The 13,882-nt window shown below is 51.5% G+C and carries 14 protein-coding genes; 8 read left to right on the top strand and 6 right to left on the bottom strand.

Annotated features, from left to right (window positions below):
* The first annotated feature begins 1 nt into the window (after position 1).
* The 4 genes from GS398_RS03670 to GS398_RS03655 are packed head-to-tail and all read left to right on the top strand — an operon-like array spanning position 2 to position 4,511.
* A complete protein-coding gene (locus GS398_RS03670; protein ID WP_160905357.1) occupies positions 2–766 on the top strand; it encodes a methyltransferase domain-containing protein in 765 nt (254 codons plus the stop codon).
* Between the two features lie 11 nt (positions 767–777).
* Positions 778–2,931, top strand: coding sequence for a sensor histidine kinase (locus tag GS398_RS22645; RefSeq protein ID WP_160905356.1), 2,154 nt, complete (start codon positions 778–780; stop codon positions 2,929–2,931).
* A 21-nt stretch (positions 2,932–2,952) separates the two neighbouring features.
* On the top strand, positions 2,953–4,038 hold the full coding sequence (locus GS398_RS03660) for a hybrid sensor histidine kinase/response regulator (RefSeq protein WP_160905355.1): 1,086 nt from the start codon (positions 2,953–2,955) through the stop codon (positions 4,036–4,038).
* Positions 4,039–4,082: 44 nt separating this feature from the next.
* Complete coding sequence (locus GS398_RS03655) at positions 4,083–4,511, top strand: response regulator (RefSeq protein ID WP_160905354.1); 429 nt, start codon at positions 4,083–4,085, stop codon at positions 4,509–4,511.
* Here the strand turns inward: GS398_RS03655 and GS398_RS03650 are convergent.
* The 5 genes from GS398_RS03650 to rsmI all read right to left on the bottom strand — a co-directional run bounded on the left by GS398_RS03650 (position 4,506) and on the right by rsmI (position 8,734).
* Positions 4,506–4,970 (bottom strand): response regulator, encoded by a 465-nt coding sequence (locus GS398_RS03650; protein WP_160905353.1) that lies wholly within the window; start codon positions 4,968–4,970, stop codon positions 4,506–4,508. The two genes, GS398_RS03655 and GS398_RS03650, sit on opposite strands and share 6 nt — an antisense overlap.
* Before the next feature lie 117 nt (positions 4,971–5,087).
* Positions 5,088–5,393 carry a hypothetical protein gene (locus GS398_RS03645; protein ID WP_160905352.1) on the bottom strand — a complete coding sequence of 102 codons (306 nt, stop codon included), beginning with the start codon at positions 5,391–5,393 and terminating at the stop codon, positions 5,088–5,090.
* A gap of 143 nt (positions 5,394–5,536) precedes the next feature.
* Positions 5,537–7,156 (bottom strand): apolipoprotein N-acyltransferase, encoded by a 1,620-nt coding sequence (lnt, locus tag GS398_RS03640; RefSeq protein ID WP_160905351.1) that lies wholly within the window; start codon positions 7,154–7,156, stop codon positions 5,537–5,539.
* Positions 7,157–7,199: 43 nt separating this feature from the next.
* A complete protein-coding gene (locus GS398_RS03635; RefSeq protein WP_160905350.1) occupies positions 7,200–7,811 on the bottom strand; it encodes a PH domain-containing protein in 612 nt (203 codons plus the stop codon).
* A 251-nt stretch (positions 7,812–8,062) separates the two neighbouring features.
* Positions 8,063–8,734, bottom strand: a complete 672-nt coding sequence (gene rsmI / locus GS398_RS03630) for a 16S rRNA (cytidine(1402)-2'-O)-methyltransferase (RefSeq protein WP_160905349.1) — start codon at positions 8,732–8,734, stop codon at positions 8,063–8,065.
* A 135-nt stretch (positions 8,735–8,869) separates the two neighbouring features.
* Between rsmI and serS the strand changes: the two genes are divergently transcribed.
* The gene (serS, locus tag GS398_RS03625) at positions 8,870–10,141 is read left to right on the top strand and encodes a serine--tRNA ligase (protein ID WP_160905348.1); all 1,272 of its coding nucleotides are present in this window, start codon (positions 8,870–8,872) and stop codon (positions 10,139–10,141) included.
* On the opposite strand, the gene GS398_RS03620 is transcribed toward serS, so the two are convergent.
* The gene (locus GS398_RS03620; protein WP_160905347.1) at positions 10,138–11,706 is read right to left on the bottom strand and encodes a M1 family metallopeptidase; all 1,569 of its coding nucleotides are present in this window, start codon (positions 11,704–11,706) and stop codon (positions 10,138–10,140) included. The two genes, serS and GS398_RS03620, sit on opposite strands and share 4 nt — an antisense overlap.
* A gap of 143 nt (positions 11,707–11,849) precedes the next feature.
* On the opposite strand from GS398_RS03620, the gene GS398_RS03615 reads away from it, so the two are divergent.
* From GS398_RS03615 to GS398_RS03605, 3 genes are read left to right on the top strand one after another with little or no spacing between them, the layout of a single operon-like run.
* A complete protein-coding gene (locus tag GS398_RS03615; protein ID WP_237488074.1) occupies positions 11,850–12,593 on the top strand; it encodes a hypothetical protein in 744 nt (247 codons plus the stop codon).
* Positions 12,594–12,604: 11 nt separating this feature from the next.
* Positions 12,605–13,381 (top strand): Fpg/Nei family DNA glycosylase, encoded by a 777-nt coding sequence (locus tag GS398_RS03610; protein ID WP_160905346.1) that lies wholly within the window; start codon positions 12,605–12,607, stop codon positions 13,379–13,381.
* Positions 13,374–13,862, top strand: coding sequence for a DUF4112 domain-containing protein (locus GS398_RS03605; protein ID WP_160905345.1), 489 nt, complete (start codon positions 13,374–13,376; stop codon positions 13,860–13,862). The genes GS398_RS03610 and GS398_RS03605 overlap by 8 nt, the downstream gene beginning before the upstream one ends.
* Positions 13,863–13,882: the final 20 nt, after the last annotated feature.

Raw genomic sequence — 13,882 nt, 5'->3', positions numbered from 1 at the left:
CATGTCTGCTAAACATTACAATATCAGTTACCTGGAACAAACAGGCCGCTTTTTAAAGAACCTGAAGGAACAATCGTACCAGCCTTTTACCGCTATCAGGAAAGGCGCCGTGATAGACCTCGGCTGCGGGACGGGGATGGACGTGCTCAAACTGTCGGAATTGCTGGGCGGCCAGGTAAAGGTTTTCGGCATCGACCACGACCCGGAGATGCTGGCGAAGGGTAAAGCAGCTGCTTATGACAATAAGCAGGTGGAGTTTATTCTCTCGGAAGCCAGCCCGATCCCCTTTACCGATGGTACCGTACAAGGCGTGCGCGCCGAACGCCTTGTGCAGCACCTTACAGCGCCCGATGCGGTAATGAAGGAGATCCACCGGGTGTTGGAACACGATCATCCGCTCGTGCTGGTGGAAACAGACTGGCCCGGATTGTCGTTCTGCAATGCGCATCTGCCCATCGAGCGGAAAGTGATCGGTTACCTTACTGATGTAAAGATTAATAACGGCCTGGCGGCGCGCAAGCTTACGGGCTACCTGGAAGCTGCCGGTTTCCGGGATATCCGGCTGGAGCTTTTCCCGTTTGTGATCAGAACGCTGGCCGAGGCGAATGAATACCTGTGGATTGAACGTATCCTGAAAGAAACAGCCGATAACGGCTTCATCAGCCAGGAAGAGCACGACATTTTCTTAGGGGCGATGAAAGACGCGGATGCAAGCGGATATTTTGCCTGTTCTATACAAGTGGTGGTAACTACCTGTGTTAAATAACCGCCATCCTGATGTTTAAACAGCTTACCTTTTTCTTTGCGGTCCTGTTATTTAACGGTACCGCTGGCCGGGCGCAGGTGGTATTAACAGACACTACCGGCATCATTACGCTGGGCAAGCAATTTGAAGTGCTCCAGCCTGTAACCGAGATAACCCTGACGGAGGCGCTGCGTAACAGGGAGTTTAGGCCCGCTACCCAGGATGTGGTTAACCTGGGTACCATTCCCGGCAGCGCGTGGCTGAGGTTTTCGGTCCTGAATAAAAGCAGCGACGGCCATTTCCTGCTGGAGGTGGCGTATCCCATCCTGGATGAGGTGGAGTTGTTCGTGCAGGACGATCACAACCGTTATACACCCGTTACACTCGGCGAAGACAAACCCTTCACACAGCGAAAATATGCGCACCCAAGCTATATTTTCGACCTGGACGTGCCACGAAATATCACAAAGACGTACTACCTGCGTATAAAAAGCGCCGAGCAGGTGATCGTTCCCACCACCATCTCGCGGCCCACGGGCCTGTGGGAGAAACTGAACCGCGAAAATCTTATTACCGGCATTTACCTGGGCATTGTGCTCATCATGGTATTGTATAACCTATTCATCTTTTTCTCGGTACGCGACAAGAGCTACCTGTATTACGTGCTCTACGTAGTGTTTGCGGGGCTCACGCAGGTCGGTATTAAAGGATATACGTTTCAGTATTTATGGCCGGGTAATACCGCGTTCGAGGTGAAAAGCGTGATCCTGTTTGCCTGCCTCAGCGGGATGGGTGCGCTGCTGTTTACCAAAGACTTTTTGCACACCCGCGAAAACGCCCGTAAAACCAATTATGTGCTTACGGCGCTGGTCGGGCTTTTCGGGATCGGCATCTTGTTAACGTCCTTCGGGCAAGAGCAACCGGGTTTTAAGGTAATGCAGGGAACCACTACTTTATTAACTGTAACGGTGCTTTCGGTTTCGTTCATGATCATGCGGCAAGGCTACGCACCGGCGAAGTTCTTCTTTTCTGCATGGTCTGTACTGCTAGGCGGCGCCATTATTTTCCTGTTGAAGGACTACGGCGTGCTGCCTTATAACACATTTACGAGCTATTCCATGCAAGCGGCTTCTGCCATAGAGATGGCGCTCCTGTCCTTCGGTCTGGCCGACAGGATAAATACCCTGAAGAAAGAAAAGGAAGCATCGCAGGCCGAAGCGCTTGCCACCGCCAAGGAGAACGAACGCATTATCCGCGAACAGAACGTAATGCTGGAAGAAAAAGTGCAGGAGCGTACACATGAGCTGAAGCAAACAAACCAGTCGTTAAGCGTCACGCTCGAAGACCTGAAACAAACACAAAGCCAGCTGGTAGAATCAGAGAAGATGGCCTCGCTCGGTCAGTTGACCGCCGGTATCGCCCACGAGATCAACAACCCGATCAATTTTGTTACTTCCAACGTAAACCCGCTCAGGCGGGACGTGGATATATTGCTGGATGCCATCGCCGCGATCGAGAAAGTGGGCATTTCGGATAGTTCCGCGGAAGACAAGATCCGCGAGATCGAGGCCTATAAGGAAGAGCTCGATTTCGATTACCTGAAAACGGAGATCAGCCATTTGTTAAAGGGAATACACGAGGGCGCGTCACGCACGGCGGAAATTGTAAAAGGATTGCGTGTATTTTCACGGTTAGACGAAAATGATCTTAAAAAAGCGGATATTAATGAAGGGATCGATTCGACGCTGGTGATCATTAATAACCTGCTGAATAACCGGATCGGCGTGGTAAAAGAGTTCGGCAACCTGCCGCTTATAGAATGTTACCCGGGCAAGCTGAACCAGGTGTTCCTAAACATCCTGACCAACGCGATCCATGCAGTAAATAAGAAGTTTGGCGAACAGGCAGGCGGTATGCTGCATATTACCACCATTCATGAGGGAGATCATGTATTGATCCGCTTCCGCGACAACGGAACGGGCATGGATGAAAATACGCGGAAAAAGATCTATGAGCCCTTTTTTACCACCAAGGATGTGGGAGAGGGAACGGGGCTGGGGATGTCTATCTCCTATAATACCATCCGCAAACATAACGGGCAGATCCGGTTGGAATCTGCGCCCGGCCAAGGCACTGAGTTTACGATTGAATTACCGGTAATTCACCGGGTGAAGCAACCTAATTAAAGATATAAGGTATAAATACAGATGCCGGGAAAAATTAAGATTTTATATATAGACGATGAGCCGAATAACCTGACAGGTTTTAAGGCCTCGTTCCGCATCGACTACCAGGTGTTCACCGCGCTCGATACAACGGAGGCGGAGATCATCCTCGAAAAGCACCCGGATATTCATGTGATATTTTGCGATCAGCGTATGCCTGTAAAAACCGGCGTCGAGTTTTTTGGAGAAATGCGCAGCCGTTTCCCGCTGCCCGTGCGCATCCTGCTTACGGCGTATACTGACATTGAATCTGTGATCGACGCCATAAACCATGGCCATATATTCAGGTATGTGAAAAAGCCGTGGAACGATGCAGATATCATGTCGGCGATCGAAGAGGCGAACAAGTTTTACATTTCCAATTCCCTGCTTACCGTAAAGAACGAGGAGCTTAAGATCGCTTACAACGAGCTGGATAAGTTTGCTTACAGTGTAAGTCACGACATCCGCGGCCCGTTATCAGGGATTCTTGGCGCCATTAACGTAGCGGCCAACCTGAACAGCGTCACCGAGATGAAAGAGATGCTGGCGCTGATGGAGAAATCGGTGAAAAAGCTTGATGTTTTCATCCTCAGCATGCACGATTACTATACGCTTCAGCGCGGAGAGCTGCAGCTTACCGAGATCGACATGAACTACCTGGTAGCCGGGATGCAGGACATGTACAAAGTGTATGCGAATGCGCACCAGATCAGTTTTACGGCGGAGGTAAACCAGCAGGAACCTTTCCGCTGTGATGCTTTTATATTGAAGCTGATCTTAAACAACCTGTTGTCGAACGCGTTTAAGTACCAGCGGAAAGAGCTGGATAACAAGCGGGTGGCCCTGCGCATAGAAGTATCCAGGGGCACCGCCACTTTTTGGGTTGCCGATAACGGGATCGGGATACCCCGGCATCATACGGAAGAGATCTTTACCCTGTTTTTTCGTGCAACTTCGCAGGAAGCAGGTTCGGGCTTTGGCTTATACAACGTAAAAGATGCATTGATCAAGTTAAACGGCGACATTAAAGTGGATTCTGTGCTGGGCGAAGGGACCACTTTCACCATCACCATTCCCAATAAATAATGAGTTAGGATACCTCCTTACCGCAAAATGAATAATTACTTAAGATGAAACATCGTTTTATAGTGATCGACGACAGTGAGCTGGATTGCTTTATCGCCGAGAAAATGATTAAGCATACCATTGAAAATGAGCAGGTAATTGCCTTTACCGAAGCTGCCAGGGCGCTCGAATATATTACGCAGCAGGGCGCCGTGACCGACCAGCCGAAGGCCATTCTCTTGCTGGATGTGCTGATGCCGGTGGTGAGCGGGTTTGATTTCGTGGAAGCCTTCGAGCAATTACCCCCGGACGTGCAGCGGAGCTACCTGCTGGTGGCGCTTACTTCTACGATGAATAAAAACGATCTTTCTCGGATCTCCGGTTATAAATCGGTTAAACATTTACTCGACAAGCCCATCACCGCCGAAGCCTTACTGGCGCTGCTGGGCGAAATAGACGCTACTGCCGGCGAACCCCTGGCGGGCTCGTTATGAGAGTAATTTTTGCCTTAGCAGGAACTCGAACTGGTCATTAGACACGGAAAGTTTTTCGTTCATTTCGCGGAGCCGGATCTTTTCCAGGTATACCTCGTACGCCCGCCGGATGGTCATGTCGAGCTCTTCTTCGTTCCACGGCTTTGCCAGGTAATGGAAGATCTTCCCTTTGTTTACGGCATCAACCACCGCGTTCATGTCTGCATAACCGGTTAACAGGATGCGCATGGGATCCGGGTATTTTACCAGCACTTTTTCAAGAAATTCTACGCCCGTCATATTGGGCATGCGCTGGTCGGTGATGATAATTTCCACCGGTTTTGTTTCGAGTAGTTTTACGGCTTCCTCCCCGCTTATGGCTGTAAGCACATGGTACTTTATGCGGAAGGTAGCCTTAAAGGATACCAGGTTGTTATCTTCGTCATCTACGTATAATACCGTGATCTTTTTGTCTGGCATAAGAATCTAGGTTATAAGCTCCCCTGGGAATGTTGTGTGTGTGACACAAAATTAATACCTTATACGTATATAAACGTTTAATCGCCCGTAAAATATTAGCGCCTGGATGCTTTATTTTTACTGGAGATCGGCGGACCCGGCATCTTCGATACCATGCAGCATAAACTCGTAGAGGGTCACTTCGAATTCCTCGTCGAACCCGATCGCTCTTTTCTGTTCCAGGAATAGCTTTTTCTTTTCGCCGAAAAAGTCGACGGTGAACTCATAACACTTGCCATTGTGGTATTTTTCGAGGTCGTTGTCTTTCGATCCTACCTGTACCATGCTTCCCGCCGGCAAGTTGGGATAGTAGCGAAACAGCAGGTTTTCGGAGGTATCGCTAAAGGTGGCTTGTTCAGAATAATGTGTAATGATCTCGTTCATGGCAGTTGTTTTGTGAATAATAAACGGGGAAAGCCGCGAATGGTTTTCCGGATACAATGAATATCGGTAAGCATAACGAGGCTTTCTGCCCAGGCTGCTGGCTTCTTATTGCGCCCGGATGCCTGGTAAGAACATGAAACGGGCTAAACCCCTTTCTTTCTTCTGAAAAGACAAAACAGCAACATTGTGCCAAACACCCCGCAACCAAAACAACCGGCCAGCGCGATAAAATCGCCGTGCTTAACGTAAAACGTGAGGTCCTCGTTCAGGTTGATATCCGCTTTAAGCGCGGTTGCTACCCACCATTTGGACCGGCTCACTACATCGCCGCGCTGGTTAATAAAGCCAGATATGCCGGTATTTGCTGATCGCGCCACCCAACGCCGTGTTTCTATTGCGCGCAATTTGGCATAGTCGAAATGCTGGTCTTTGCCCGAGGTATTCCCCCACCAGCCATCATTGGTAACAATGGCGATAAATTGGGCGCCTTTCTTAACTCCTTTTCGTACCCAGTCGCCCCAGACAGATTCGTAGCAGATCACCGGCGCAGCGCCGATCCCGCTCTGTGCGTAAAGCACGGAGGGCTCCTGCTGCCGGCCATAACCGCCGGTAGAACCGCCGAACTCTTCGAAAAGCGGTTTCATAAAAGACAGCGTATTGGGGAAGGGCAGGCTTTCGACCCCTGGCACCAGTTTCGATTTATGATAGAATTGTACCTTCGCCGAGTTTTCGATGAGCACCGCCGCGTTAAAAGCATCGAGGTATTTGTTTATATCTTCCCGGTAACGTGCACTGGGCGTTTTGGCCGAATCATACAAGGCATAGCTTTCTATGCCGGTGAGCAGGCTGCCGTTCTTATATTTCTGCAGGAAATTTTGCGCGGTTAAAAAATAGGGACTTGTGCGGATAAATTCCTCGTTGGTGTAGGATGCGATGGCTGTTTCGGGCCAGATGAAGAATTCGGTGTTTACCTGCCCCACGGAATCGGATAAGCGCGTAAGCGTTTCTACCTGCGCGGCCACCGGCAAGTCGCCAAATTTGTTGTACGGGTCGATGTTAGGCTGTACCACCACCACGTTAGCCGGATCGGGCCGCTCCTTATAGCCTCCGAAAATAACCAGCGACCACAATACCGGTATGCCCGCCGCCGCCGCCAGCGATAAGGACAGCCGCCGTTTGGTCGTTTCATCAGCCGTTTTGGAAACCCTGATCCGTTCGAAAACCAGCAGGTTCACCACCAGGATCCAAAGAGTGCCGCCGTATACGCCGGTGTATTCATACCACTGCACAAGCTGGTGGGTGGTGGCAAAGCCATTGCCGAGGTTCATCCAGGGAAAGCAGAGGTCCCATTCCTGGTGCAGGTATTCGTAGCCGATCCAGAAAGAGATAAGGCCCAGGTAGCTGAACCACGTCGTGGTTACTTTTCTCAGCTGTGCGTACAGCCAGAAAGCGAGGGTCATAAGTACGGCTCCCAACCCGTAGGGAATGACCGATACCATGGCAGCCACGTAGCCGGGCATGGCGGAGGCCAGGGAGTTGTATACCCAATAAATAGACGCCGAGTTCCACAGCAGGAAGGTGATGCCGGCCAGCAGGAAGATTTTTTTGCCTTTACGTGTATCGCTCCCCGTGATGACGGTTTCTGCCGCCAGCAACAGCGGAACGAGCGCCACCAGCAACAGCACGGAAGTATATGGAATTGGCGGCCAGGCAAGCCATAGCAGCAACGCGCTTGATAATGCTAACCGGTATTTTTTCTGCACGGTATTTTTCTTTTAATGGATGCGGTAACCTGGGTAGAGCTTTTTATAGCCTTGATAATACTTCTGCCTTCTTTGCATCGTAATCTTCCTGCGTGATCAGGTTATTGTCGAACACCATTTTTAGCTTTTGTAATACTGCCATAGGGTCATCGGCTTTAAGGGCAGGTTCGGCGGCCTCCGGTGGTTCCACTGCGGGAGGTGTATTTACCGTAACTCCGCCGGCGCCGGCGCGTTTCTCCTCCAGCTCACGCTCACGCCGCAGCTCGTGCTGCTCTTCTTCTTTTTGCTGGGCAAACTGGTAAAGCTTTCGCGCCTGCGATTTAGGCAGGTAGTCGACCTTGTCGGGAGCGGAGTGAACGGGTTGTACGCTAAATTCCGCTCCCAGGATCCCTTCTTTCATGTGACAGTCGGAAATGTCTTTCCAAAGGAAATCCTGGAATTCCATGGAAAGCCCGAGATTTTTCGAGCGGCAAATGATCACCCTTTTTGAGGTAAGCACCACCGAATCGGGCGAGATCGTTACTGCGGGCTTTTTCTGCACGGCGATGTATTCGATCGTTTCGCCCGGGGTTAACAGGTCTTTCACTTTGTTAAAAACCTTTTCAACGGCTCCCTGGTCCTGTTCTTCGTTGAGGAAATTGGTAAGATCGAGCATGTTTCTAGTCAGATCGGTTGTGGTCGTCAGCGGTCAGCAATCAGCGGTCAGCTTTCAGCCTGGTTTGAGTGTAATGAAGTTTATTTTTTTGTAACATATTTACCGGCCTCGCGCCGAATCCTAGCTGATAGCTGATAGCTGATAGCTGATAGCTGATAGCTGATAGCTGATAGCTGATAGCTGATAGCTGATAGCTGATAGCTGATAGCTGATAGCTAGCTGATAGCTGATAGCTGATAGCTAGCTGATAGCTACTTCCCCGCCACACAAATTACAAATTCCCCCTTTAACACGTGCGATTCAAAATGAGTTTTAATTTCGGGCAGCGTACCCCGCACGGTCTCTTCGAATAGTTTGGTCAGTTCCCGCGAAACGGAGGCTTGCCGGTCTGTCCCGAAAACGGCCGAGAATTCGTCGAGCGTTTTCAGCAGCCGGTAGGGCGATTCGTAAAAGATCATGGTACGCTCTTCTCCGGCCAGCGATTTAAGGCGGGTTTGCCGTCCCTTTTTAACGGGCAGAAAGCCTTCGAACGTAAACCGGTCGGCGGCCAGGCCTGAATCGACCAGGGCAGGCACAAAGGCGGTGGCACCCGGGAGGCATTCAACCGTGATATCGTTTTTTAGCGCTTCGCGTACCAGCAGGAAACCCGGATCCGAGATCCCCGGTGTTCCGGCATCCGAAATAAGCGCCACCTGCTTTCCTTCCTTTAAAAAACGGACCACTTCCGTAGCCGAACTATGCTCGTTATGCTGGTGGTGGGAGAACAAACGCTTGTCGATGCCAAAATGCTTAAGCAACGGGGCGCTGGTGCGGGTATCTTCCGCCAGCACCACATCGGCTTCCTTAAGCACCCGGATCGCCCGGAAAGTGATGTCTTCCAGGTTGCCTATCGGGGTGGGGACGAGGTATAGTTTACCTGGCATTATTGCTGTTGGCTAATGGCTGCTGGCTGGTAGCCGGTGATCGTTAATTAATTAAAATACTTGTTTCTATAAGATTTAAGCCAGTGGCTAACGGCTATCAGCTATCAGCTATTATCTTTGTCAAAATTTCAAACAATGCTGCAAGTTAGTTATATCCGCGAAAACAGGGAAAGAGTTTTAGAGCGGCTGGCCTTTAAAAATTTCAAACAACTGGACCTGGTCGACAAGATCATTTCGCTGGATGAGGAACGCCGGCAGACCCAGTCGACCCTGGATAGCGTTGCAGCACAGGCAAATACGGCGTCTAAGCAGATCGGCGACCTGATGCGCCAGGGACAAAAAGAGCAGGCCGAAGCGGTTAAGCAACAAACCGCCGGGTTTAAGGGCCAGGTGAGCGAGCTGGGTGAAAAACTGGCTGCCATCGAGGCCGAACAGTTTAACCTGCTGGTGCTGCTGCCCAACTTGCCGCATGCTTCCGTGCCGGCGGGAACCACCGCCGAAGACAACGTTTCGGCTTACGAACATGGCGAAAAACCTCAGCTTCCGGCCACCGCCATCCCGCACTGGGAGCTGGCCGCAAAGTACGACATCATTGATTTCGAGCTGGGTAACAAGATCACCGGCGCCGGCTTCCCGGTATATAAAGGAAAAGGCGCAAAACTACAGCGCGCGCTCATCAACTTTTTCTTAGACGAAGCAGACAAAGCCGGCTACCGCGAAATGATGCCGCCCATCGTGATCAACGAAGCATCCGGTTTCGGTACCGGGCAGCTTCCTGATAAAGAAGGACAGATGTACTATATCAACGAGGATAAATTGTACCTGATCCCCACGGCGGAAGTGCCGATCACCAACCTTTACCGTGATGTGATCCTGAAAGAGGAAGAACTGCCGGTGAAGAACTGTGCCTATACCCCCTGTTTCCGCCGCGAGGCGGGATCTTATGGCGCACATGTACGCGGGCTTAACCGCCTGCACCAGTTTGACAAAGTGGAGATCGTGCAGGTAGTCCATCCCGAAAGATCTTACGAGGTGCTCGGCGAGATGAGCCTGTATGTACAATCGCTGCTGCAAAAGCTCGCGCTGCCTTACCGCGTGCTGCATTTATGCGGCGGCGACATGAGCTTTGGCTCGGCACTGACATTCGATATGGAGGTATGGTGCGCGGCGCAGGCCCGCTGGCTGGAAGTGTCGTCTGTATCGAACTTCGAAACATTCCAGAGCAATCGCCTCAAACTGCGCTATCGCGGAAAAGAAGGTAAGCCGCAATTGGCGCATACCTTAAACGGAAGCGCACTCGCGCTGCCCCGTATAGTGGCCTCGCTGCTGGAAAATAACCAGACGCCCGAAGGGATCAGGATCCCGGCGGCCCTGGTACCTTATACCAGGTTCGAGTGGATCAGCTAATTGGTTAAGTTAATCGTCGCCAGTAAGTTCACGTTCGGGTCTATGCGGATCGTACCGGGCGCTTTTGCAGCGGCGATGCGGACCACGGTAGTTCTGTTTCTCAGCTGCATGGTGCGCGGTTTCATATCGCCCGGGAGGGAAAATTCCAGCGGTACGTCATACAGGTCCGCCTGTGTTTGTGTAACCCGCAGGGTGATGTCCTTTTTTTGGCTATCGTATTCCCATTTTACCGCCAGTTTCGGGCTTCCCGGGCGATACAACCATTGGGTGAAGAATGGCTTTAGATCTGTTCCTGAGATCTTTTCGAACACCCGGCGAAGGTCGTCGGTATCGGCATTTCTATCGCGGTAAAGCTTATAGTAAGTTCGGATCCCTTCCCAGAATTGTTTATCGCCCAGTTTGCGGCGGAGCATGTGGAGTGTCCAGGCGCCTTTTTCGTAGCTGTTAGCATTTAGGATCTGCATATAATTGTCCTGCACGCTGTCTATCACCGGGGTGAAGCGCCGCCTTTCGAAGTTAATGATCTTGGTACGTTGTTCCGCCATCCGCTTTTTGAGCGAATCGGCGCCGTATTTCTGCTCCAGGTAAGTGTTGGTGAGGTATGTGGCAAAACCCTCGCTGAGCCATACATGCGGCCAGTTCTTTTCGGTGGCGGCGTCGCCGAACCATTGGTGGGCGGTCTCGTGGGCGATCAGGCTCTCGATCCCGGCATCGCCCGGGGATTTTTCGAAGTAAAAGATCGCGCCGGCGTTCTCCATCCCGCCGAACATGGTTTTTGATTGCACATGGGCCAGTTTTCCATAGGAGAAGGGACCAACTGTTTCTACCAGGTACTTGAGGATGGCGGGGGCGGAGTCGTAGCCGTCGGGTCTGGGTTCCTTGTCAAACGTCCAGCTGCTGACGGCTACATCGCCTACCTTTCCCGTCTGCTTTACGTTAAAGTCTGCAGCGCCGAATACCATCACTTTGGTGGGAAGCGGTACCGGTTCTGCATAGGTGGTGGTTTTCTGACCGCCCGCAGCGTTCTCTGATACCAGCAGCCCGTTGGCTACCACGCGGTAATGTGCCGGGGCGGTAACCACGAAAGTAACGGTCGCTTTATCGGCCGGGTGATCTATACAGGGAACCCAGTACCGGGCACGGTTGGGCCAGTTGTCTGCAAAAAATGTGCGCTGTCCGAACTGGTTTTTCGAAATGACCAGGCCGTTTGCCGGGATGCCCGCATAGGTGATATCGACATGTACGATGCTGCTCTTAGCACCTGTTATGTAAATCACCAGTTTCTCCGCAGTTTGCCTGTACCCCGCCGGCGTTCCCGCTGCCAGGACCTGCTCCACCTTCATGCCTTTGCCGGAAGGTTCGACGTTCATCAGGTCTAATACCACTGAATCTGCGGGCTGGTTAAGCTTTAAATCGATGGAGGCCCTTCCCTGTATCCGGTCGTTATCATCGTTAATGGTAACGTTGAACGTGTAGTGCCGGATATCGATTGCCGGGTTTACCTGGGCGAGGCCATGCTGGGCGACGGGAAAAAGAAGGCAGGCAAGGATATTGGATAATTTCATTTTGCCGGGGGTTTGGTGCATGCAAAGAACGCAAAGATTTTTCGCAAAATACGCAACCGGGGGCTGGTGAAATGTTCGGCAACCCGGTATCGGCCGCAGGTTCTTTCGGGAAACAAATCTCCTATTCTGCCGTTATCAACAGGATGCACCCTCTCACGACCAGGCCCGTTGCGGCCTTCTCCCTGTTGCTGGTTATTGTGCTGTTTGGCAGCTGCTCTTCACTTTACCTTCCCAACGTGCCCAATACGCCGATGCTGAGCGCGAAAGGCGAACTCCATGCCTCGGGCCACGTGAGCCTGCGGGGTAATATTAGCCTTAATTCGGCCTATGCCGTATCCGATCATTTCGGGGTGCTGTTTAACGGCTCTGTAATGGACCGGAAGCGAGGCACGAAAGAGCAGGCCCATAACTTGGTAGAAACTGCCGGCGGTTACCTTACTACTTTTGGCCAGGATGGCACCCGCGTGCTGGAGCTTTATGCCGGGTTAGGACGGGGCAACGGCGACCGCTTTTACAAACAGACCGCTGACGCGGCCGCAGACAACCAGCAATCGAAGTTTAACAAGACATTTTTCCAGGCGAACTTCAGCTCGAAGAAAGAGAAGTCGCTGAAATTGTTCAGTCGCGAATTCCCGTTAAATTACGGCACCGCGCTTCGCGTGAGCTATCTCCGGATGACGGAGTTTACCCGCAACGGGATCGATCAGCCGAAAGAAGACAATATTTTCCTCGAGCCGGTGTTCTTTACCCGGATGGCCCTTAACAGCAATGTGCAGTTGCAATACACGTCAGGCAGTAATTTCGGATTAAAGAATCGCAAATTTCTCACAGCCGGCAATTCGGTGTTCACGGTAGGCATCGTGATCAACGCCGGCGGGACTAAATAAACCATTTCGTTATGCCAGAGCTTCCAGACCTCCAGGTTTTCAGCGCCAACCTCACCAAAAAGCTGCAAGGTAAAACAGTAGAGAAAGTAGTCGTTCAGCCATTTGTAAAGATAAACGTTTCGCGCAAAGCGCTGAGCGATGCATTGGAAGGGCAGCGGGTGAAGACCGTTAAACGTGTCGGAAAGGAGCTGCATTTCGAGATCGGCGACCAGGTGCTTGGCATCCACCTGATGCTTCATGGAAAGCTTTACCTGTTTGAGGGAGCGCGCACGGAAAAGTTCCCGGTTATCGAGATTCTCTTTAAAGATGGCATGGGGATGGTGCTTACCGATTTCCAGAAAGCGGCAAAACCGACCCTAAACCCGGAAGCGACCGATACGCCTGATGCGCTTTCGGACGAAGTGAGCAAGGGCTTTCTTGCAGAAAAATTTTCACGTTCGCGTTCGGCGGTAAAAACGGTACTGCTCGATCAGCATTTTATCCGCGGTATTGGCAATGCTTATGCCGACGAAATCTTATGGGACGCCGGTATCGCTCCCTCTTCTAAATGTAACAAGATCCCGGAAGAGAAGATCGGGGCGCTTGCAAGGTCTATCCGTTCGGTGCTGGAGGATGCAGAGAAGCAGATCCGTAAGGCCGATCCCGACATTATTGCCGGTGAGATCCGTGATTTTATGAAGGTGCACAATTCCCGGAAAACCGAAAGCCCGGGAGGCTCCCCGATCCTTCACGAAACAATTGGGGGCAGGAAGACTTATTATACGGTAGAACAAAAAATATATGAGTAGCCTCAAACCTTACCCGTACAATAAAACCGCCCAGGATCCGCGGTTGAAATGGGTGGAACGGGTTTCATTCCTGCTCGACGAACAATTCCGGATCCCCGGTACCAGCTTCAGGTTCGGTCTCGACCCTGTAATGAACCTGGTGCCTTTTATCGGAGATCTGCCGGGTTTCCTGCTTTCTGCGGCATTGGTGCTCACCATGGCGAAAAATGGGGCAAGCAGCAAGCTGGTAGTATTAATGGCGATCAATATCGTGCTCGACGCAACGGTCGGCGCAATCCCCGTGATCGGGCAGATCTTCGACTTCTTTTACAAAGCCAATACCCGGAATATGCGCCTGCTGCGCGAACATTACCTGGAAGGCAAGCACTCCGGGAGCGGTAAAAATACCTTGCTGCTGGCCATTTTGATCCTGGCAGGGCTGCTCGTTTTGGTTATCTGGCTGGTGATAAAATTATTCCAGGCGATAGGCGGCTGGTTTTAAATACGGTTTCAATTTCCTAT

Source organism: Hufsiella ginkgonis, from assembly GCF_009834915.1.
GTDB lineage: Bacteria > Bacteroidota > Bacteroidia > Sphingobacteriales > Sphingobacteriaceae > Hufsiella > Hufsiella ginkgonis.
Note: the sequence above shows the minus strand (reverse complement) of the source record. Positions and strands in the feature narration are given on the sequence as shown.

Bases quoted from the DNA above. Each gene is read 5' to 3' on its own strand.
- GS398_RS22645 (WP_160905356.1), top strand. From the start codon at position 778: ATGTTTAAACAGCTTACCTTTTTCTTTGCGGTCCTGTTATTTAACGGT.
- GS398_RS03670 (WP_160905357.1), top strand. From the start codon at position 2: ATGTCTGCTAAACATTACAATATCAGTTACCTGGAACAAACAGGCCGC.
- GS398_RS03645 (WP_160905352.1), bottom strand. From the start codon at position 5,393: ATGAACGAGATCATTACACATTATTCTGAACAAGCCACCTTTAGCGAT.
- GS398_RS03605 (WP_160905345.1), top strand. From the start codon at position 13,374: ATGAGTAGCCTCAAACCTTACCCGTACAATAAAACCGCCCAGGATCCG.
- GS398_RS03615 (WP_237488074.1), top strand. From the start codon at position 11,850: ATGCACCCTCTCACGACCAGGCCCGTTGCGGCCTTCTCCCTGTTGCTG.
- rsmI (WP_160905349.1), bottom strand. From the start codon at position 8,734: ATGCCAGGTAAACTATACCTCGTCCCCACCCCGATAGGCAACCTGGAA.
- GS398_RS03635 (WP_160905350.1), bottom strand. From the start codon at position 7,811: ATGCTCGATCTTACCAATTTCCTCAACGAAGAACAGGACCAGGGAGCC.
- serS (WP_160905348.1), top strand. From the start codon at position 8,870: ATGCTGCAAGTTAGTTATATCCGCGAAAACAGGGAAAGAGTTTTAGAG.
- GS398_RS03655 (WP_160905354.1), top strand. From the start codon at position 4,083: ATGAAACATCGTTTTATAGTGATCGACGACAGTGAGCTGGATTGCTTT.
- GS398_RS03660 (WP_160905355.1), top strand. From the start codon at position 2,953: ATGCCGGGAAAAATTAAGATTTTATATATAGACGATGAGCCGAATAAC.
- GS398_RS03650 (WP_160905353.1), bottom strand. From the start codon at position 4,970: ATGCCAGACAAAAAGATCACGGTATTATACGTAGATGACGAAGATAAC.
- GS398_RS03620 (WP_160905347.1), bottom strand. From the start codon at position 11,706: ATGAAATTATCCAATATCCTTGCCTGCCTTCTTTTTCCCGTCGCCCAG.
- GS398_RS03610 (WP_160905346.1), top strand. From the start codon at position 12,605: ATGCCAGAGCTTCCAGACCTCCAGGTTTTCAGCGCCAACCTCACCAAA.